Genomic DNA, 19219 nt, shown 5'->3' with positions numbered 1-19219 from the left:
TCTAGAAGTACCCCTCGCGCTTGCGGTCTTCCATCGCGGCCTCGGACATCTTGTCGTCGGCGCGGGTGGCGCCGCGTTCGGTGAGCCGGGTGACGGCGATCTCGGCGATGACCTTCTCGATGCTGTCGGCGTCCGAGTCGACGGCGCCGGTGCAGGACATGTCGCCGACGGTGCGGTAGCGGACCCGCCGCTTCTCGGTCGTCTCGCCGTCCTTCGGGCCGCCCCACTCACCGGCCGTCAGCCACATGCCGGAGCGGGCGAAGACCTCACGCTCGTGGGCGTAGTAGATCTGCGGCAGCTCGATGCCCTCGCGGGCGATGTACTGCCACACGTCCAGCTCGGTCCAGTTGGAGAGCGGGAAGACGCGGACGTGCTCGCCCGGGGCGTGCCGGCCGTTGTACAGGTTCCACAGCTCGGGGCGCTGGCGGCGCGGGTCCCACTGGGAGAACTCGTCGCGCAGCGAGAACACCCGCTCCTTGGCGCGGGCCTTCTCCTCGTCGCGCCGCCCGCCGCCGAAGACCGCGTCGAACTTCTCCGCCTGGATCTTCTCGGTCAGCGGCAGCGTCTGGAGGGGGTTGCGGGTGCCGTCCGGGCGCTCCCTGAGCACCCCGCGGTCGATGTAGTCCTGCACGGAGGCGACGTGCAGCCGCAGTCCGTGCTTCTCCACCGTGCGGTCGCGGTACTCCAGGACCTCGGGGAAGTTGTGCCCGGTGTCCACGTGCAGCAGGGAGAACGGCACGGCCGCCGGGGCGAACGCCTTCAGCGCCAGGTGCAGCATCAGGATCGAGTCCTTGCCGCCGGAGAAGAGGATCACCGGCCGCTCGAACTCGCCCGCCACCTCGCGGAAGATGTGCACGGCCTCCGACTCGAGGGCGTCGAGGTGGGAGAGGGCGTACGGGCCCGCCGTACCCTCCCGCGCCGCTTCGGCGGTCGTCGTCATGCCAGTCCCCTTTCGGTGAGCAGCGCGTGGACCGCCGCGGCGGACTCCTGCACGGTCTGGTCCTGCGACTCGATGCGCAGGTCGGGCTTTACGGGCTCCTCGTACGGGTCGTCCACCCCGGTGAGCCCCGTCAGCTCGCCCGCGGCCTGCTTGGCGTACAGGCCCTTCACGTCGCGCACCGAGCACACCTCGACGGGCGTGGCCACGTGCACCTCGACGTACGCCGTGCCGTTCGCCCCGTGCCGCTCGCGCACCGCGTCGCGGCTGTCCGCGTAGGGCGCGATCACCGGGACCAGGGCCGTGACGCCGTTGCGGGCGAGCAGTTCGGCGACGAAGCCGATGCGCTGCACGTTGGTGTGCCGGTCCGCGCGGTCGAAGCCGAGGCCCGCGGAGAGGAACTCGCGGATCTCGTCGCCGTCGAGCAGTTCGACGGGCCGGCCCTCCTCACGGAGGCGGTCGGCCAGCTCGCGGGCGATGGTGGTCTTGCCGGCGCTGGGCAGCCCCGTGAGCCAGACGGTGGCTCCGGTCGTCACGTGGTTCTCCCTGGATATCGATGGTCCGGCGGTGGCCGGTCCCGTGGTGGTCGTCGGTCCCGTGGTGGTCGGTCCGGTGGTCGTCGTCATGTCAGCCGTGCAGTCCGCACTCGGTCTTCGAGCGGCCCGCCCAGCGCCCGGCGCGGGCGTCCTCGCCCTCCAGCACACGACGGGTGCAGGGCGCGCAGCCCACGGAGGCATAGCCGTCCATCAGCAGCGGGTTCGTGAGGACGCCGTGCTCGGTGACGTACGTTTGCACATCTTCCTGTGACCACTTGGCGATGGGCGAGATCTTCACCTTGCCCCGCTTCTCGTCCCAGCCGACGACCGGCGTGTTCGCCCGCGTCTCCGACTCGTCGCGGCGCAGCCCGGTCGCCCAGGCCTGGTAGCCGGCCAGCCCCTCCTCCAGCGGCTTCACCTTGCGCAGCGCGCAGCACAGGTCGGGGTCGCGGTCGTGCAGCCTCGGCCCGTACTCGGCGTCCTGCTCGGCGACGCTCTGGCGCGGGGTGAGCGTGATGACGTTCACGTCCATCACGGCCTCGACCGCGTCGCGGGTGCCGATGGTCTCCGGGAAGTGGTAGCCGGTGTCGAGGAACACCACGTCCACGCCGGGCAGGGCGCGGGAGGCGAGGTGGGCGACGACGGCGTCCTCCATGGAGGAGGTCACGCAGAAGCGGCTGCCGAACGTCTTCGCCGCCCACTGGAGGATCTCCAGCGCGGTGGCGTCCTCCAGCTCACGGCCCGCCCGCTCGGCGAGCGCCCTGAGGTCGTCGGTCGTGCGTTCTTCCTGAACCGCCGTCATGTCGGTTCCCCTCCCGTGGAGTCGGACCGAAGACCCCGGGCGAGCAGCCCGAGGAACTTCAGCTGGAATGCGCGGTTGCACGCCCCGCATTCCCAGGCGCCGTGGCCCTGCTCGCCCGGACGCAGGTCCTCGTCGCCGCAGTAGGGGCAGTAGAAGGGCGCGGCGCGCTCGCTCACGACAGGGCCTCCTCGGAGGCCCGGGCCGCCCAGGCGGCGAAGCGCTCGCCGTCCTCGCGCTCGGCCTGGAAGCGGGTGAGGACGCGCTCGATGTAGTCCGGCAGTTCGTCGGAGGTCACCTTCAGGCCGCGCACCTTGCGGCCGAAGCTCGGCTCCAGGCCGAGGGCGCCGCCCAGGTGCACCTGGTAGCCGCCGACCTGCCGGCCCTCGGAGTCGGTCATCAGCTGGCCCTTGAGGCCGATGTCCGCGGTCTGGATGCGGGCGCAGGCGTTCGGGCAGCCGTTGATGTTGATGGTGAGCGGCTCGTCGAAGTCCGGCATCCGGCGCTCCAGCTCGTCCATCAGGTCGCTGCCGCGCTCCTTGGTCTCGACGATGGCGAGCTTGCAGAACTCGATGCCGGTGCAGGCCATCGTGCCGCGCCGGAACGGCGAGGGCTTGACCCGCAGGTCGAGCGCCTCCAGGGACTCCACGAGGGAGTCGACCCGGTCGCCGGGCACGTCGAGGACGATCATCTTCTGCTCGACGGTGGTGGACACCCGGCCCGAACCGTGGTTCTCGGCCAGCTCGGCGACCTTGGTGAGCACCGAGCCGTCCATGCGCCCCACGCGCGGGGCGAAGCCGACGTAGAAGCGGCCGTCCTTCTGGCGATGCACGCCGATGTGGTCGCGCCACTGCTGCGCGGGCATCTCGGGCGCCGGGCCGTCGATCAGCCTGCGGCCCAGGTAGTCGTCCTCGAGCACCTGGCGGAACTTCTCCGGGCCCCAGTCGGCGACCAGGAACTTCAGGCGGGCGCGGTTGCGCAGCCGCCGGTAGCCGTGGTCGCGGAAGATGGAGGTGACGCCCTCCCACACGTCCGGGACCTCGGACTCGGGCACCCAGGCGCCCAGCCGTACACCGAACTTGGGGTTGGTGGACAGGCCGCCGCCGACCCACAGGTCGAAGCCCGGGCCGTGCTCGGGGTGGACCACGCCGACGAAGGAGATGTCGTTGATCTCGTGGGCGACGTCGAGCAGCGGGGAGCCGCTGACCGCCGTCTTGTACTTGCGCGGCAGGTTGGAGAAGCGCGGGTCGCCGAGGTAGCGGCGGGCGATCTCGTCCAGGGCGGCCGTGCCGTCGATGATCTCGTCCTCGGCGACGCCGGCCACCGGGGAGCCGAGCATGCCGCGCGGGCAGTCGCCGCACGCCTCGGTGGTGGACAGGCCGACGGCCTCCAGCCGCTCCCAGATGCTGGGCACGTCCTCGATGCGGACCCAGTGGAACTGGATGTTCTGCCGGTCGGTGATGTCGGCGGTGCCGCGGGCGTAGGTCTCGGACAGCTCGCCGATGGTCCGCAGCTGCTCGGTGGTGAGCCGCCCGCCGGTGATGCGGACGCGCATCATGAAGTACTCGTCCTCGAGCTCCTCCGGCTCCAGCAGACCGGTGCGGCCGCCGTCGATCCCGGGACGGCGCTGGGTGTACAGGCCCCACCAGCGGAAGCGTCCGCGCAGGTCGTTGGGGTCGATCGAGTCGAAGCCCCGCTTGGAGTAGATCGTCTCAATGCGTGTCCGCACATTGAGACCGTCGTCGTCCTTCTTGAACTGCTCGGCGCCGTTGAGCGGGGTGAAGTGTCCGGCCGCCCACTGGCCCTCGCCGCGGTGACGGCTCACCTTGCGGCGCGGGGTCGCGGCAGCGGAGTCGGGCGGGGTGGCGGCCATGGGTGACACGTCCTTTGGTGACAGGCGAAATGCGGCTCTGACCTGCGCGCATGGCGCATGGCACTACGTGGGCGTACGTGAGACACGCGTGCGCGTCATTGCGCGGGAGCGAGATGAATGCGGGGAATCCGGAGGTGCTGGAGGGTGCTCTCAGCGGCCCGGACAGATGGCGCTGGACATGCGGCCGAGGTCGACGTGCCGCCGACTCACCAAGGCAATTCCAGTTCCAGGCATGACGGAAGCGTGGCACGGCGATCTGTGACTGGTCCAGCTTAATCCAAAATGTGGACACCCTTGTCTCGTGGAGCGAGACAAGGGTGTCATGGATCACACCTGCGGTGGGCGCTCGGCCGGACGGCCGAAAACAGACGTGTCGGCGCAGGTCAGGTGGGGAAGGCCCCGGGCCACGGTCCGGGAGTGGCCACGTCCGCCTCCTCCTCCACCTTGGTGTCGAACAGCCGGAAGCCGCGGCGCTGGTAGTTGTCCATGGCGTACTCGCCGTCCTTGCTGCACGTGTGCAGCCACACCCGCTTGGTGGTGGCCAGCCCCGGCCAGCGCTCCGCCAGGTCCCAGGCGCGGGCGGTGCCGTACGAGAGGAGGTGGCCGCCGATGCGCCGGCCGCGGAAGGCCTCGATCAGGCCGAAGTACTCGATCTCCACGACCCCGTCGTCGCCGGCCGTCAGCTCCACGTATCCGGCGGGCGTGCCGCGGTCGTAGGCGACCCAGGTCTCCACGCCCGGCCGCTCCAGGTGCTCCCGCCACCGCGCGTGGCTCCAGCCGAGCCGGTCCGTCCAGCGGATGTCGCCGCCGACCGAGGCGTACAGGAAACGGCTGAACTCGGGGGAGGGCACCTCGGCGCGGACGATCCGGACGTCCCCCTCCGGTGCGGCGGCCGGCAGCAGATCGGTGGGCGCCGTCTGCTCCAGGGACCACGTGGTCACGGCGATGTTGGTCATGCCGGTCAGGGAATCATCCGCTCCGCGGATCTGTCGATCCCCGCTCCGTGCGACCGGGTGGCGCCCGCGACGGCACCTCAGTCGAGCGCGTCCTCGATCGACGTCAGCGGCAGCGCGAACAGCATGCGGCCCGACTGGGACCAGACCTCGCCGGTCCGCTCCCAGTACGACATCGAGCCCGCCGGTCCGCTCCAGCACTGCTGCGATCGGTCCGCGCCGCACTCCGCGGCCCGGGCGCCCTCCGTGTCCTGGCGCCACAGCGTCCCGCGCCCGTCCTGCCCGCCGGCCGCGCGTCCCAGGTACCAGTCGGGCCGGGTCGCGCCGGGCGGCCGGTGCGACAGCACGCCCCCGACCTCGGCCGCCCCCGTCTCGTACGCCTCGACCGCGTCCACATGGCCGGAGGGGTCCGTGGCGGGCAGTCCGGTGCGGTCGGGATCCGTGGCCGTGCGCAGCGCGTAGCGCCACAGCCGGGTGGGCCGGTCGCCGTCCGCGGCCACGTGCTCCGTGGCCACCAGGCTGTCGGGGCTGGTGCCGCGGTCCAGGGAGATCGCGCCGGGGCGGGCCGCGCCGTCGGTGTCGGGCAGCCGGTAGGAGGCGATGGCGGGCAGTACGTACCGGTGGCCGCCCGCCGCCCAGCCGCCGGGCACCCGCCCGACGGCGTCCGCCGCGGTGGTGGCCCGCTGGACCCGCTCCACGTCGTACACGTACAGCGCCTCGCGGTCTCCGGCGGCGGAGGTGACCAGCAGCTTGTCCTGGTACCAGACCATGCCGGTGACGGGCGAGGCGAGCCCCCGGTAGTCGTGGCCGCCGTCGACCGGGACGGCGAGCAGCGCCGAGGTGTAGCCGAGCCGGCCGGGGTCGTCGGCGTCGACGAAGGAGACCCGGGCGAGGCCGCCCTGGGGTGTGCCGTCGTCGCGGGACCAGGCGGAGAGGACGACGCGGTGGGCGCCCCAGCGGCCGTCCTCGTCGGCGTCCCCGGAGGTGGTGACCGCGCCGGGGCGCCAGCCGTCGGTGTCGGTCTCGTCCCAGCAGTAGGCGCGGGTGGCGGCGGGGGAGACCGGCAGTGCCTCGCGCTCCCCGGCCGTGCAGTCGGCGGCGTCGCGCAGGGTGTGGTCGGCGGACTCGAGGACGGTGTCGACGCCCACCGGGTCGCCCATCGCGGCGGAGAGCCGGTCGAGCCAGGCCGTCGGCACCCGGTGCTCGGTCAGGCGCAGCGCGTCGGTCTCGGCGGCGGAGGTGAGGGGCTTGAGGGCGCCGGGGTCGTCGGCGACCGTGGCCTGCGAGGCGCTGATCAGCGTCGCCGCACCGGTCAGCGCGAGGGCGGCGCCGGTCAGGGCGGCGCGCAGCGCCCTGCCCCGTCTGCGCCGGCGGTGTCTGCCGCGCTGCTTCATCGAACCTCCACGGGCACCGGACCAACTGCGCTCGACGGTGGTCGCGTTGCCCGAGGAGCGGATGGGACGGTCCATCAAGGATGCTACGACAGACGGGCGGCCCGGCGGACGCAGACGATGCAAATATGCGGAATCAAGCCTCCTTTACGGCCATCCGGGGCGCCCCGGACGCCCGTCACGGCACCCCCGGACGCCCGTCACGGCACCCCCGGACGCCCGTCACGGCACCCCCGGCGACACCCGCCGCCGCGCCACCGCCGGAGCCGTGGAGTGGGGGAGCAGGTCCCGGAGGTCGGCCGGGAGCAGGACCTCCACCTCCGCGTCCTCGCAGAAACGATACGGCCGGTGTTCCAGATAGGTCCCGAGGTACCTCCGCACCCGTGACATCTCGGCCCGTACCGTCACCGTGCGGGCCGGGTCGCCGAACATGTCCTCGGCCAGCCCGGCGGCGCTGCGGCCACCCCGGTGCACCGCCAGCAGGTACAGCAACTCCGCGTGCCGCGGACTCAGTTCCCGCACCCAGTCCTCCGCGCCGCCCAGCACCCGTACCGACCAGCGGCGCGGCTGCGCGAGGTCCAGCACGATCCGGGTCGCGTCCTGCGGCACCGGCCCCGCCGCCGCCCGCACCAGCCAGCCGTCGCCCAGCGGCTCCACCGTGCACGCCCCGAACGCCGGCAGCCACCGGATGCCCGCCTCCGGCGACTTGGGCAGCACCACCCGGTCCAGGTAGGGCATCCCCGTCACGGCCGCCGTCCAGCCGTCCCGGTCCGTGACCAGCGCCCGCCCCTCCAGCCGGGCCAGCGCCGGAGCCGCCACCGCCCGCAACCGGTCCAGCGAGCGCGTGTGCAGCTCCCTCAGCCGGGCCTCGGCCAGCTTGGCCACCGAGTCGACCCAGGCCAGGGTCGCCGGGTGCATCGTCTCCAGCGGGCCGCTCACGTCGACCACGCCGAGCAGCCGCCCGCTGCGCGGGTCGGTGATCGGCGCCCCGGCGCAGGTCCAGGTCGCCTGCGACCGCACGAAGTGCTCGGAGGCGAAGACCTGTACGGGCCGCCGGGTCACCGCCGGCGTCCCCACACCGTTGGTGCCGACCACCTCCTCGCGCCAGTCCGCCCCGAGTTCGAACCCGAGCCCGTCGGCCCGGCGCAGCACCCGCGCGCTGCCCTCGCGCCACAGCACCCGGCCGTCCTCGTCCGCGACCACCATGATGTGCTGGGCCACGTCCGCGACCGACAGCAGCGCCTCCCGCAGCACCGGCAGGACGTGCCGCAGCTGGGAGCGCTCGCGCCGCCGCAGCACCTCCTCCGGCGTCAGCAGGCCGGACCGGAAGTCGTGTTCCGGATCGACGCCGCTGCGCAGCATCCGGTCCCAGGACTGCTCGATCACCGGGCGCGGCGCCACCGGAGCCCGCCCGCCCGAGAGTCTCGCGGTGCGGACCTCGTTGAGCATCCGGGCCGCCCGCGCCGTGTCGGCGGCGGCGAACCGTGTCACGTCCATGGGCGAGAGCGCCACGGGTCCTCGTCCTTCCGAATGTCGAATGTTCGTCTCATACCGACCGGTTGCCCATGCCCCGCGGGCACAGTCCGCACACAGCCGACCGCAAGTTGCAACCCCCTGCAACCCTGGTGGACCGCTTCGCGGGTGGCCAGACTTGAACCACGCCGTCCCGAGCGGCGTACGCGGCCTGAACGGGCCCGTGTGGCGGGGGTGGTGCCGTGTCGGCGCAGCACCACCCCCGCGCCACGCGGCCGGAATCAGACCACGGGCCGCGCCCGCTCCACCACCGCCGCCAGGTCCAGGGTCGGCGGCAGCGTGCCGAACGCCGCGCCCCCGTCGCCGCCCAGCCGCGAGGCGCAGAACGCGTCGGCGACCTCCGGCGGCGCGTACCGCACCAGCAGCGCGCCCTGCAGCACCAGTGCCAGCCGTTCCGCCAGCAGCCGGGCCCGTCCCTCGGCGGCCGCCAGGTCGGCCAGCTCCGTCAGCAGCCCGCGGATCGCCGCGTCCAGCCGGTGATCGGGCCCCGCGCGCCGCGCCCACCTCCGTCAGGTAGGCGTCCAGCGCCGCCGGTTCCCGGCCCAGCGCCCGCAGCACGTCCAGCGCCTGCACGTTCCCGGCGCCCTCCCAGACCGAGTTCAGCGGCGACTCGCGCACCAGCCGGGGCAGGCCCGACTCCTCGACGTACCCGTTGCCGCCCAGGCACTCGGCCGCCTCCACCACCACCGGCGCGCACCGCTTGGTCACCCAGTACTTGGCCGCCGGCACCGCGAGCCGCAGCAGCGCCCGCTCCCGCTCGTCGCCTCCGGCGGCGGCGTCGCAGGCCGCCGCGAGCCGCAGCCCGAGCGTCGTGGCCGCCTCCGACTCGATCGCCAGGTCCGCGAGGACGTTGCGCATCAGCGGCTGGTCGGCCAGCTTGGCGCCGAACGCCTCCCGGTACGCGCAGTGGTGCACCGCCTGCGCCACCGCCTGGCGCATCAGGCCCGCCGAGCCCAGCACGCAGTCCAGCCGGGTCGCCGCCACCATGTCGATGATCGTGGGCACCCCGCGCCCCTCCGTGCCCACCCGGCGCGCCCAGGTCCCGGCGAACTCGACCTCGGCCGAGGCGTTGGACCGGTTGCCCAGCTTGTCCTTGAGCCGCTGGATCAGGAACACGTTGCGGGTGCCGTCCGCCAGCACGCGCGGCACCAGGAAGCAGGTCAGCCCGCCGGGGGCCCGGGCCAGCACCAGGAAGCCGTCCGACATCGGCGCCGAGCAGAACCACTTGTGCCCGGTCAGCTCGTAGGTCCCGTCCTCGGAAAGCGGCCGCGCCGCCGTGCGGTTCGCCCGTACGTCGCTGCCGCCCTGCTTCTCCGTCATGCCCATCCCGAACAGCACCCCGGCCTTCAGGTGAGCGGGCCGCAGCTCCCGGTCGTAGACCCGGGAGGTCAGCCGGGGCTCCCACTCGGCGGCCAGTGCCGGGTCGGCGCGCAGGGCCGGCACCGCCGCGTGGGTCATCGACAGCGGACAGCAGTTGCCCGCCTCCACCTGGGTCCACATCAGGAACGCCGCCGCGCGCCGCACGTGCCCGCCCGGCCGGGACCAGGCGTCGGTCAGGCCCGCCGAGACGCCCTTGCCGAGCAGCCGGTGCCAGGCCGGGTGGAAGTCGACCTCGTCGACGCGGTGGCCGTATCGGTCGTGGGTGCGCAGCACCGGCGGGTGCGCGTTGGCCTGCGCGCCCCACTCCTGGGTCTGCCACGACCCGCAGCTCCGGCCGAGCCCCGACAGCTCGGCGAGCGCCTCCTCGCGCGCTTCCGCCGCCAGCTGCCGCCCGACCGCCTCCGTCAGGGCGCGGTCGGAGGTGAAGACGTCGTAGCCGGTCAGCGGCGGCGCCTGATTCGTCACGGTGTGGGTGCTGCCTGCCATGGACGTGAACCTACCGTGCCGGGGGACCGCGACGGGGCGGTACGCGATCACCGGGCGTCCGCGGACGAGTGCCGCCCTCCGCGCCGGATACCTTTAGGGCGTGCAGCCAGCAAGTGACTCTCCCGAACGGCCCTCGGGCCGGCTCCACCGTGCCCGGGTCCTGTACCGGAACGTCTCCAAACGCAGGACCGCCTGGCTGCTGCTGAAGGACACGGTCAACTCGTGCATGGAGTACCGCATCCTCGGCCTGGCCGCCGAGGCCGCCTTCTTCACCCTGCTCTCGGTGCCGCCCCTGCTGCTGAGCCTCCTCGGACTGCTCGGCTACGTCGACTCCTGGATCGGCGCCGACACCACCGAGAGCCTGCGTGACAACATCCTGGACGCCTCCCGCGCGGTGCTCTCCGAGAAGGGCGTCCGGCAGATCACCGAGCCGATCCTGGACGACGTGATGAAGGGCGGCCGGCCCGACGTCATCTCCATCGGCTTCCTCTTCGCCCTGTGGTCCGGATCCCGCGCGGTGAACGTCTTCATCGACACCATCACCGTGATGTACGGCCTCGACGGCGTCCGGGGCATCGTCAGGACCCGCCTGATGGCCTTCCTCCTCTTCATCGTGGCCCTGCTGATCGGGTCGATCGCGCTGCCGCTGATGGTGGCCGGACCGGACGCCGTGGTGCGGGTCGTGCCCTGGTCGACGACGGTCGTGCAGGTGCTGTACTGGCCGGTCGTCATCATCCTCTCCGTGGCCTTCCTGACCACGCTGTACCACGTGTCGGTACCGGTGCGCTCGCCCTGGATCGAGGACGTCCCCGGCGCGCTGGTCGCCCTCGCCATGTGGGTGCTGGGCAGCTTCCTGCTGCGCATCTACCTCACCAGCACCGTCGAGGGCCCCACCATCTACGGCTCCCTCGCCGCGCCCGTCGCCGTGCTGCTGTGGATCGGGGTGTCCGCGTTCGCGGTGCTCGTCGGCGCTGCGGTCAACGCGGCCATCGACCGGGTGTGGCCGGCCGCCGCGACCGCCGCCGCCCGCGAGGCCAACGAGCGACTGCGCCAGGCCCAGGTCGCCGAGTACGTGGCCCGTACGACCGCGAACGGCGAGGGCGACCCCGACATGCCCTCCGAGTTCCCCGAGCGCTGGTCCCGCTTCCTGCCCCCCGAGGACGTCACGGCCCGGCTGCGCACCCACCCGAAGAGCGCGCCCCCCGCGAACCACACCCACAACCACGACAACGGCGACGACGCTTCCTGAGGGCAAGGAAAAACGAAATACACGCCGCTTCATTCGAGGGCAATTTCTCGATGGCGGAAGAATGCGGCTTCCGGAAATTCGACGAGCAAGATCACACTCTATGTGGCAGTGATCCACTCCTTGGGCGTTGTGTCCGCTTCCAGGGGTAGTGCTGCATTTCATTCACATACCACGCAAGTTTTCCGTGAAGAAATCCTGGGCTGTCGGTGACTTTGCTGTGTAGCTGTTCGGGGCGGCTTGTGTACGATGCGTCACGTGTCAGGTATTTCCATTGCCAATTCGGAAGGCCCTTCAGTGGCCACGACGATTCCGAAGAAGGGAAGTACGTTGCTCAACAAAGGAATCCGCACGCGGCAGGCTCGCGGGGCCCTGGCCGGCGGCATGGTCCTGACGGCCGCCGCCGCCCTGCTCACCGCGGGGCCGGCCGCGCAGGCGATTTCCGGCGAGCCCGCGGCCGCGACCGACCACGCCTTCACCGCCCGGCTGCACATCGGCGAGGGCGACACCCTCCGCGGCTGCTCCGCCGCTCTGGTGCACCAGCAGTGGCTGCTGACCGCCACCAGCTGTTTCGCCGCCACGCCGGGCGGCGAGGTCAAGTCCGGCAAGCCCGCGCTGAAGTCGACGGCGACCCTGGGCGGCAAGACCCTCGGCATAGTCGAGGTCGTTCCGCGCGACGACCGGGACGTGGCCATGGTCCGGCTCGCCGAGCCCGTCACCACCATCGAGCCCGTGCGACTTGCCGCGGACGCCCCCGTGGCGGCCGAGACCCTGCTCGGTGCCGGGTTCGGACGGACCCGGACGGAGTGGGTCCCGGACCTGTTGCACACCGGTGAGTTCCGGGTGGACTCCGTCACCGACACCACCGTGGAGCTGACCGGTCAGGACGGGGTGTCCGTGTGCAAGGGCGACACCGGCGGCCCGGCCCTGCGCGGCACGGGTGGTGACGTCGAGCTGGCCGCCGTGCACAGCCGGTCCTGGCAGGGCGGGTGCTTCGGCGAGACGGAGACCCGGACCGGCGCGGTGGACTCCAGGACCGACGGCCTGGCGGACTGGGTGAAGGACGTCCGCAACCGCGACCGGACCCACTCGGCCGACGTCGACGGCGACGGCAAGGCCGACCTCGTCGTCCTCCGCTCGAACGGCGACGTCGTCGTCCACCGCAACCTGGGCGACAGCTTCGCCCCCGGCCGGGTCATGTCCGGCGGCTGGGGCCTCTTCGTGACCTGGAAGGACCTGGGCCGGCTCTACTTCGCCGACGTCAACGGCGACCGCAAGGCCGACATGATCGTCCACACCAACGACGGCAACATCGAGGTGCGCTTCAACCACGGCACCTACTGGGACCAGGGCACGCACTGGTCCGGCGGCTGGGGCCGCTTCATCGACGGCAGCGACCTGGGCCGGCTCTACTTCGCCGACGTCGACGGCGACGGCAAGGCGGACATGATCGTCCACACGAACGACGGCAACGTCGAGGTGCGCTTCAACCACGGCACCTACTGGGACCAGGGCACGCACTGGTCCGGCGGCTGGGGCCGCTTCGTGACCTGGAAGGACCTGGGCCGGCTCTACTTCGCCGATGTGGACGGCGACCGCAAGGCGGACATGATCGTCCACACGAACGACGGCAACGTCGAGGTGCGCTTCAACCACGGCACCTACTGGGACCAGGGCACGCACTGGTCCGGCGGCTGGGGCCGCTTCGTCGACGGCAGCGACCTCGGGTCCCTCGAGTTCGGCGACGCCACCGGTGACGGCAAGGCCGACCTGCTCGTCCACACCAAGGACGGGAAGATCGCCCTCCGCACCAACCACGGCACCTACTGGGACCAGGGCAAGTTCATGATCACGCTCTGACCTTCCTTCCCGCACACTCCCGAATGAGGACTCCCATGTTTGCCATGCCGCGCCCCGCCCGGCTCACCGCCCTGTCCGCCGCCCTGCTGGCCGGCGCCCTGGCGTCCAGCTCCGTCCCGGCTCACGCCACCGCCGGCGCCCCGGCCACCGAAGCGAAACTGGACTTCGCCGTCCGGCTGACCATAGGCACCGACTACCGCGCGTGCTCGGGCGCCCTGGTGGACGCGCAGTGGGTGCTCACCGCGGCGAGCTGCTTCGCGGACGACCCCGCCCGGTCGGTCGCCGTCCCGGCCGGAAAGCCCGAGCGGCTCACCCGGGCCACCGTGGGCCGTGCCGACTCCGGCGTCGCCAACGGCTATGTGCGCGAGGTGGTCGAACTCGTCCCGCACCCGAACCGGGACATGGTTCTCGCCCGGCTCGACAAGGCCGTCCCCGACATCGCCCCGGTGCCCCTCGCGGCCGGCGCACCGGACCCCGGCGCACCACTCACGGCCGTCGGCTTCGGACGCACGAAGGACGAATGGGTGCCCGTCCAGCGTCACCAGGGCGCCTTCACGGTCACCTCGGTCACCGCCGACGCGGTCAACGTCACCGGCCAGGACGGCGACGCCGTGTGCGCCGGTGACGCCGGCGGCCCGCTGCTCCGGAACAAGGACGGTGCCCTCCAGCTGGTGGGCGTCAACAGCCGCTCGATGCAGGGCGGCTGCTTCGGGTCGGACTCGACCAGTACGGAAGCCGTCGCCGCGGCGAACGACGTCGACTTCGTGCGACAGACCGTCAACCGCGATCTCGGCACCGGCAACCTGAGCGACCTGGTGGCCTCCGCGGACTTCAACGCCGACGGCCGCACCGACATCGCCGCCGTCCTGGACGACGGATCCCTGCACGCCTTCTACACCAAGCCCGACGGGACGCTGGAGTACGGGCGCGAACTGTGGAACGACAACACCTGGGGCCCGATGGTGCAGATCATCGGCGGTGACTTCGACGACGACGGCAACGCAGACATCGCCGCGGTGCGAAGCGACGGCACCCTCAACCTGTACACGGGCACCCCCACCGGCATGCTCAACAAGAGCAAGCCCATGTGGCACGACACGTCCTGGAAGACCATCGAGCAGGTCTCCCGGTTCACCTTCGACGGCCGTGACGGTCTGATCGCCCAGTGGGGCAACGGCAACCTCTACGGCTACTACACCGGCGCCGACGGCGTGCTGACCGGCGACAAGGTCAAGATGTGGCCGGACGCCACCTGGGGCACAACCCGCCTCACCGGCACCACCGACATCAACGCCGACGGCCGCGACGACCTGGCCGCGGTGCGGGACGACGGCAGCCTGAACTGGTACGCGGGCAATTCCGCGGGGGGCCTCGACCTCGCCCGCAAGCTGTGGCCGGACAACACCTGGACCCCCATGAAGCGCATCGTCGGCGGCGACTTCAACGGTGACGGCAAGGGAGACATCGCCGCCGTCGGCGGTCAGGGCACGCTGCTCCTGTACACCGGGACCGGCACCGGCACGCTCAACAAGGGCGTGGCCATGCGCCCCGCGCAGTAGGCCCTCCGCCCGGCCCGCCGGAGCTCCGGGCCTCCGGAGCTCCGGCCCTCGTCCGGCTCAGCGGCCCGGGGCCCAGCGGCCCGGGGCCCAGCGGGCGGTCAGCTCGTGGCGTGCCCGGGCCGCCGCGCCCAGCGGCACGGCGTCGGTTCCCAGGGCCGCCCGCAGCAGCTTGACGGGGTGGCCGCTGATCGGCGGTTCGGCGGCGAGCGGACCCCGGATCAGCGGTTCCAGCAGCGTCCAGGCGCCGCTGACCCCTCCTCCGATCACGACCGTGCCGATGTCGACGAGGCCGGCGGTCATCACGATCGCGCGGGCGATACCGGCGCCCGCCGCCGCGAACACGGCGTGGGCGTCGGCGTCCCCGTCCCGGGCCGCCTCGGCCACCTCGCGGGCCGTCAGCTCCCGCCCGGTGCGCTCGCCGTAGCGGGCCCGCAGCGAACGGGCCGAGGCCAGCGTCTCCAGGTGGCCGCGGCCGCCGCAGGTGCACGGCAGGTCGCCGAAGCCGGGGACGTGGCCGATCTCGCCGGCCGCACCGTGCGCTCCGGTGCGCAGCTCGCCCCCCGTCCACAACGCCCCGCCGACGCCGGTGCCCAGGGTCATGCCGAGGACGTCCTCCTCGTCCGCCGCCGCACCGCACGCGATCTCGCCGCGCAGGAACGCGTTGACGTCGTTGTCGAGGAAGGCCGGTACGCCCAGTGCGGTGCGCAGGGCCGCGGTCACCGGGAAACCGGCCCAGTCGGTGAAGGAGTCGCTGGCCACCAGGATGTGACCGCCGGCCGCGTCGACCACTCCGGCCGCGCCCACCCCCACGGCGGCCAGCCGGCCGGGGGTGCGCGCCCGCACGACGGCGAGCGCGTCGAGTGTCGCGGCGATCATCGCCCGGCCGCCGGTACGGGCCGGAGTGGCCGTGTCCGCGCGGTCGAGCACCTTCAGTTCCTCGTCGCAGAGCACCACCTGGGTGGTGGTGCCGCCGATGTCGACCCCGGCGAAGACCGGGGCGTCGGGACCGCTCACCCCTGCTCCTCCGTCCGCCCGGCGGCGAGGGTCGCCAGCCGCTCGGCCCGGCGGCCGCGCTGCACCACGGGGTCGGGCACGGGCACCGCGGCCAGCAGACGTCGGGTGTAGTCGGTCTCCGGGTGCAGCAGGGTGGCCGACGTCAGGCCCTGCTCCTCGGCCCGCCCCGCCCGCATCACGACCACCCGGCGGGCGAACTGCTGCACGACGGCCAGGTCGTGGGAGACGAAGAGGCAGGCGAAGCCCAGCTCCTCCTGCAGTTCGCCGATCACTTCGAGGACCGCCTGCTGCACGCTCACGTCCAGGGCGCTGGTGGGTTCGTCCGCCACCAGCAGGCGGGGTTCGAGGACCAGGGCGCGCGCGAGGCTCACGCGCTGGCGCTGGCCGCCGGAGAGCTCGCGCGGCGCGCGCCGGGCCACCTCGCGCGGCAGCCGGACCCGGTCCAGCACGTCGGCGACCAGGGACTCCCGCTCCCTGCCGGACAGCTTCCGGCGGTGGATCCGCAGCGGCTCCGCGACACACTCGCCGACCGTCATACGGGCGTCGAGCGAGGCGACCGGATCCTGGAGGACGACGCCGATGCCGGCCCGCAGCGCACGCCGGGCCCGCGCGCGGGTGGCGGCCAGGTCGGCGCCGAAGAGGGTGACGGACCCGGCCGTGGGCGTGATCAGGCCGAGCGCCACCCGGGAGGCGGTGGACTTGCCGGAGCCCGACTCTCCCACCAGGCCGAGGGTCTCCCCGGGGTGGACGGCGAAGGAGACGCCCTTGAGGGCGTGCACCGCCTGCTTCCCGCGGCCGAAGACCACCGAGACGTCCCTGAGCTCCACCGCGGGCTCTCCGCCGGGCGCGGCACCCGGCTCGTCCGCCCGTCGCTCACCGGACGCACCCGACGTACCCGACGCACCGGGCGCACCGGACTGACCGGGCGCACCGGACTCGGCAACGGACAGGCGCGGTACGGCGGACAGCAGGCGCCTGGTGTAGTCGTGCGTCGGACGCAGCAGCACGTCCTCGACGGGCCCGGTCTCCACGATGGCGCCCTGGTACATCACCGCGACCCGGTCCGCGAAGTCCGCGACGACGCCCATGTTGTGGGTGACCAGCAGGACACCCGTGCCGGTCTCCGCGGCGAGCCGCCGCAGCAGGTCGAGGATCTCGGCCTGCACGGTCACGTCGAGCGCGGTGGTGGGCTCGTCGGCGATCAGCAACGCCGGTTCGTTGGCGATGGCCATGGCGATGACGACGCGCTGGCGCTGGCCGCCGGAGAGCTGGAACGGGTAGGAGCGGGCCCGCTGCTCGGGCTCGGGGATGCCGACGCGGCGCAGCAGTTCGACGGCGCGCGCGGCGGCGTCCGCCGCGGAGATCCGCCGGTGGTTGCGGATCACCTCGGCGATCTGCTTGCCGACCCGGGTGAGCGGGTCGAGCGCGGTGGCCGGTTCCTGGAACACCATGGAGACGGTCGAGCCGCGCAGCCCCGACAGCTGTTCCTCGTCGGCGCCGACGATGTCGGTGCCGTCGACGACGGCCGTTCCGGTGGCCCGGGCGTTGCCGGCGAGCAGGCCCATGGCGGCCAGCGCGACGGTGGACTTGCCCGAGCCCGACTCGCCGACCAGGGCGAGCGTCTCGCCGGGCGCGACGCTCAGGGACACGCCGCGCACGGCCTGCACCGTGCCGGTCTCCGTGGTGAAGACGACGCCCAGGTCGTCGAGTTCGAGGATGTGCCCGCCGGTGGCGGGAGCGGCCGGTGGTCGAACGGCGCTCATGCCCGCCCCCTCACGTCGAATGCGTCCCGGAGTCCGTCTCCGATCGCGTTGAACGCCCACACCACCAGGATGATGGCGAGGCCGGGCGGCACGATCAGCCACCAGTAGCCCGAGTAGGCCGCGGTCATGCCGGACGAGAGCATGCCGCCCCAGTCCGTGGACGGGGGCTGGACGCCCAGACCGAGGTAGGAGACGTAGGCCACCAGGAGGATCGCGTCGGCGATCTGGAAGGTGGCCGCCACGATGACGGTCGACACCGAGTTCGGCAGGATGTGCCGGATGATGGCGCGCGCGTGGGTGCCGCCGATCGCGCGCAGGGTGAGGACGAAGTCCCGGTTCTTCAGTGTCAGCGTCTCCGCCCGCACCAGGCGCGAGGGCACGAGCCAGGAGATGAGACCGAGGATGAGGACCAGGCCGGTCAGGTCGGGGGTGGTGATCGCGGAGACCACCAGCAGGATGAACAGGGCGGGGATGGCGATGCCCGCGTCCACCACCCGCATCATGACCGCGTCGATCCAGCCGCCCGCGTAGCCGGCCGCGGCCCCCCACAGGGTGCCGATGACCGTGGCCAGGACACCGGCCGACAGACCGACGATCAGGGACACCTTGCCGCCGTACATCAACCGGCCCAGTTCGTCGTGGCCGACCGCGTCGGTGCCGAGCCAGTGGGCTCCGCTGGGCGACTGGTTGACCTGCTGGAGCAGCGTGTGCGTCTGGTCGGTGGTGTAGAGCAGCGGACCCACGAAGCAGAACAGCACGAAGAAGACCACGACCCCGAGCCCGACCACGGCGAGGCGGTTGCGCAGGAAGCGGCGGACCGCGAGCCGGGTGCCGGAGGCGGCGCGCTCGGGCTTGGCGGCGAGCCCGTCAAGGGAGGTGAGGGAGCTCATGACCGACCTGCCTTCACTCGGGGGTCGATGACGCGTTGCAGGACGTCGGCCAGGAGGGTGCCGGTCACGGTGGCGACCGAGATGACCAGGACGCAGCCCAGCAGCACGGGATAGTCGGAGGACTGGGCGGCGGTCCAGAACAGCAGGCCCATGCCGGGGTAGTTGAAGAGCTGCTCCACCACCAGCGCGCCGCCGAAGAGGACCGGTATGTAGTAGCCGAGCATGGCCACCACGGGGGTCAGCGAGTTGCGGAAGACGTGCCGCGTCAGGATGGCCCGGGGACGGGTGCCGCCGGCCCGCGCCGTGCGCACGTAGTCCTCGGTGAGGTTCTCCAGCGTGGCCGAGCGCATGTAGCGGCTGAAGACGGCGACCATCGTGGCCGCGCCGGCCACCACCGGCAGCACCAGCCCCTGGGGCTGCGAGAGGACGTCGGCGACGCTGTTGCCCTGGGGTGCCTGGGCCGGGAACCAGGGCAGGACCTGGCTGAAGACGAGGACCAGGATCAGTCCGAGGAAGTACACGGGGGTGGAGTAGGCGATGAAGCTGAGCGTGGTGATGACGTAGTCGACCGGCTTGTTGCGGCGGACGGCCTGCCACACGCCGAGCGGGACCGCGACCAGCAGGCCGACGACCGCCGAGAGCACGGTCAGCAGCAGGGTCTTCGGCAGCCGCTCGGTGATCAGCTGGGAGACGGGTTCGTTGAGGGTGTAGGACATGCCGAGATCGCCGTGGACCAGCTGGTTCAGGTAGTAGACGTACTGAACCGGCAGCGGCTTGTCGAGCCCCTGCTCGTGGTTGAAGGCGGCGATCTGCGAGGCGGTGGCCTGGGGGCCGAGGATGCCGCGGGCGGGTCCCCCGGGCAGGGCGTGCAGCAGGCAGAACACCACGACGGTCACGAGGAGGACCACCGCCAGGGCCTGCAGGACCCGCCTGATCAGGAAGGAGTATGTGCTCATGGGTTTCCGGGTGACTGGGTGGGGACGGGACGGCTGCGGGTGA

15 protein-coding genes and 2 pseudogenes are annotated in these 19219 nt (G+C 72.4%); 3 read left to right on the top strand and 14 right to left on the bottom strand.

Going from position 1 to position 19219, the window contains the following annotated elements; translation table 11 throughout:
• Position 1 precedes the first annotated feature (1 nt).
• From cysD to Sru02f_RS27490, 10 genes and pseudogenes are all read right to left on the bottom strand, one after another.
• Positions 2–940: a sulfate adenylyltransferase subunit CysD gene (gene cysD / locus Sru02f_RS27535; RefSeq protein WP_109029683.1), complete on the bottom strand. Its 939-nt coding sequence runs from the start codon at positions 938–940 to the stop codon at positions 2–4.
• Complete coding sequence (gene cysC, locus Sru02f_RS27530) at positions 937–1563, bottom strand: adenylyl-sulfate kinase (protein ID WP_203696570.1); 627 nt, start codon at positions 1561–1563, stop codon at positions 937–939. Before cysC ends, cysD begins: the two co-directional genes overlap by 4 nt.
• Before the next feature lies 1 nt (position 1564).
• Entirely contained in the window at positions 1565–2275 is a 711-nt protein-coding gene (locus tag Sru02f_RS27525; RefSeq protein WP_109029681.1) for a phosphoadenylyl-sulfate reductase, read from the bottom strand.
• Positions 2272–2451 carry a hypothetical protein gene (locus tag Sru02f_RS27520; protein WP_109029680.1) on the bottom strand — a complete coding sequence of 60 codons (180 nt, stop codon included), beginning with the start codon at positions 2449–2451 and terminating at the stop codon, positions 2272–2274. Before Sru02f_RS27520 ends, Sru02f_RS27525 begins: the two co-directional genes overlap by 4 nt.
• Entirely contained in the window at positions 2448–4145 is a 1698-nt protein-coding gene (locus Sru02f_RS27515; RefSeq protein ID WP_109029679.1) for a nitrite/sulfite reductase, read from the bottom strand. The genes Sru02f_RS27520 and Sru02f_RS27515 overlap by 4 nt, the downstream gene beginning before the upstream one ends.
• Positions 4146–4295: 150 nt before the next feature.
• Positions 4296–4379, bottom strand: a complete 84-nt coding sequence (locus Sru02f_RS27510; RefSeq protein WP_309475039.1) for a putative leader peptide — start codon at positions 4377–4379, stop codon at positions 4296–4298.
• Positions 4380–4528: 149 nt separating this feature from the next.
• On the bottom strand, positions 4529–5101 hold the full coding sequence (locus Sru02f_RS27505; RefSeq protein WP_109029678.1) for a GNAT family N-acetyltransferase: 573 nt from the start codon (positions 5099–5101) through the stop codon (positions 4529–4531).
• A gap of 77 nt (positions 5102–5178) precedes the next feature.
• Positions 5179–6492 carry a hypothetical protein gene (locus Sru02f_RS27500; RefSeq protein WP_109029677.1) on the bottom strand — a complete coding sequence of 438 codons (1314 nt, stop codon included), beginning with the start codon at positions 6490–6492 and terminating at the stop codon, positions 5179–5181.
• A 219-nt stretch (positions 6493–6711) separates the two neighbouring features.
• Positions 6712–7683, bottom strand: a pseudogene (locus Sru02f_RS27495) (GAF domain-containing protein); the annotation flags it as partial.
• 560 nt (positions 7684–8243) lie between these two features.
• A pseudogene (locus Sru02f_RS27490) lies at positions 8244–9888 on the bottom strand (acyl-CoA dehydrogenase family protein).
• A 100-nt stretch (positions 9889–9988) separates the two neighbouring features.
• Here Sru02f_RS27490 and Sru02f_RS27485 point away from each other — a divergent pair.
• From Sru02f_RS27485 to Sru02f_RS27475, 3 genes are all read left to right on the top strand, one after another.
• Positions 9989–11137: a YihY/virulence factor BrkB family protein gene (locus Sru02f_RS27485; RefSeq protein WP_174855000.1), complete on the top strand. Its 1149-nt coding sequence runs from the start codon at positions 9989–9991 to the stop codon at positions 11135–11137.
• A gap of 246 nt (positions 11138–11383) precedes the next feature.
• Complete coding sequence (gene fusH / locus Sru02f_RS27480; protein ID WP_280524872.1) at positions 11384–12994, top strand: fusidic acid esterase FusH; 1611 nt, start codon at positions 11384–11386, stop codon at positions 12992–12994.
• Between the two features lie 35 nt (positions 12995–13029).
• Positions 13030–14553 (top strand): trypsin-like serine protease, encoded by a 1524-nt coding sequence (locus Sru02f_RS27475; RefSeq protein WP_109029674.1) that lies wholly within the window; start codon positions 13030–13032, stop codon positions 14551–14553.
• 57 nt (positions 14554–14610) lie between these two features.
• On the opposite strand, the gene Sru02f_RS27470 is transcribed toward Sru02f_RS27475, so the two are convergent.
• Genes Sru02f_RS27470 through Sru02f_RS27455 form a run of 4 tightly spaced genes read right to left on the bottom strand, consistent with a single transcriptional unit; the run spans position 14611 to position 19176 of the window.
• Positions 14611–15567 carry an ROK family protein gene (locus tag Sru02f_RS27470; RefSeq protein ID WP_109029673.1) on the bottom strand — a complete coding sequence of 319 codons (957 nt, stop codon included), beginning with the start codon at positions 15565–15567 and terminating at the stop codon, positions 14611–14613.
• Positions 15564–17330, bottom strand: a complete 1767-nt coding sequence (locus Sru02f_RS27465; protein ID WP_109029672.1) for a dipeptide ABC transporter ATP-binding protein — start codon at positions 17328–17330, stop codon at positions 15564–15566. Before Sru02f_RS27465 ends, Sru02f_RS27470 begins: the two co-directional genes overlap by 4 nt.
• On the bottom strand, positions 17327–18220 hold the full coding sequence (locus tag Sru02f_RS27460; protein WP_109029671.1) for an ABC transporter permease: 894 nt from the start codon (positions 18218–18220) through the stop codon (positions 17327–17329). Before Sru02f_RS27460 ends, Sru02f_RS27465 begins: the two co-directional genes overlap by 4 nt.
• On the bottom strand, positions 18217–19176 hold the full coding sequence (locus tag Sru02f_RS27455) for an ABC transporter permease (RefSeq protein WP_109029670.1): 960 nt from the start codon (positions 19174–19176) through the stop codon (positions 18217–18219). Before Sru02f_RS27455 ends, Sru02f_RS27460 begins: the two co-directional genes overlap by 4 nt.
• Between the last annotated feature and the right edge of the window lie 43 nt (positions 19177–19219).

The organism is Streptomyces rubrogriseus, assembly GCF_027947575.1.
In the GTDB taxonomy this organism is placed as follows: Bacteria; Actinomycetota; Actinomycetes; order Streptomycetales; family Streptomycetaceae; genus Streptomyces; species Streptomyces rubrogriseus.
The sequence above is the reverse complement of the archived record's forward strand: the minus strand, read 5'-3'. Positions and strand labels throughout refer to the sequence as shown.

Excerpts from the sequence above, each read along its gene's own strand:
- cysD (WP_109029683.1), bottom strand. The coding sequence starts at position 940 with ATGACGACGACCGCCGAAGCGGCGCGGGAGGGTACGGCGGGCCCGTAC.
- cysC (WP_203696570.1), bottom strand. The coding sequence starts at position 1,563 with ATGACGACGACCACCGGACCGACCACCACGGGACCGACGACCACCACG.
- Sru02f_RS27525 (WP_109029681.1), bottom strand. The coding sequence starts at position 2,275 with ATGACGGCGGTTCAGGAAGAACGCACGACCGACGACCTCAGGGCGCTC.
- Sru02f_RS27515 (WP_109029679.1), bottom strand. The coding sequence starts at position 4,145 with ATGGCCGCCACCCCGCCCGACTCCGCTGCCGCGACCCCGCGCCGCAAG.
- Sru02f_RS27510 (WP_309475039.1), bottom strand. The coding sequence starts at position 4,379 with ATGCCTGGAACTGGAATTGCCTTGGTGAGTCGGCGGCACGTCGACCTC.
- Sru02f_RS27505 (WP_109029678.1), bottom strand. The coding sequence starts at position 5,101 with ATGACCAACATCGCCGTGACCACGTGGTCCCTGGAGCAGACGGCGCCC.
- Sru02f_RS27500 (WP_109029677.1), bottom strand. The coding sequence starts at position 6,492 with ATGAAGCAGCGCGGCAGACACCGCCGGCGCAGACGGGGCAGGGCGCTG.
- fusH (WP_280524872.1), top strand. The coding sequence starts at position 11,384 with ATGCGTCACGTGTCAGGTATTTCCATTGCCAATTCGGAAGGCCCTTCA.
- Sru02f_RS27475 (WP_109029674.1), top strand. The coding sequence starts at position 13,030 with ATGTTTGCCATGCCGCGCCCCGCCCGGCTCACCGCCCTGTCCGCCGCC.
- Sru02f_RS27465 (WP_109029672.1), bottom strand. The coding sequence starts at position 17,330 with ATGAGCGCCGTTCGACCACCGGCCGCTCCCGCCACCGGCGGGCACATC.
- Sru02f_RS27460 (WP_109029671.1), bottom strand. The coding sequence starts at position 18,220 with ATGAGCTCCCTCACCTCCCTTGACGGGCTCGCCGCCAAGCCCGAGCGC.
- Sru02f_RS27455 (WP_109029670.1), bottom strand. The coding sequence starts at position 19,176 with ATGAGCACATACTCCTTCCTGATCAGGCGGGTCCTGCAGGCCCTGGCG.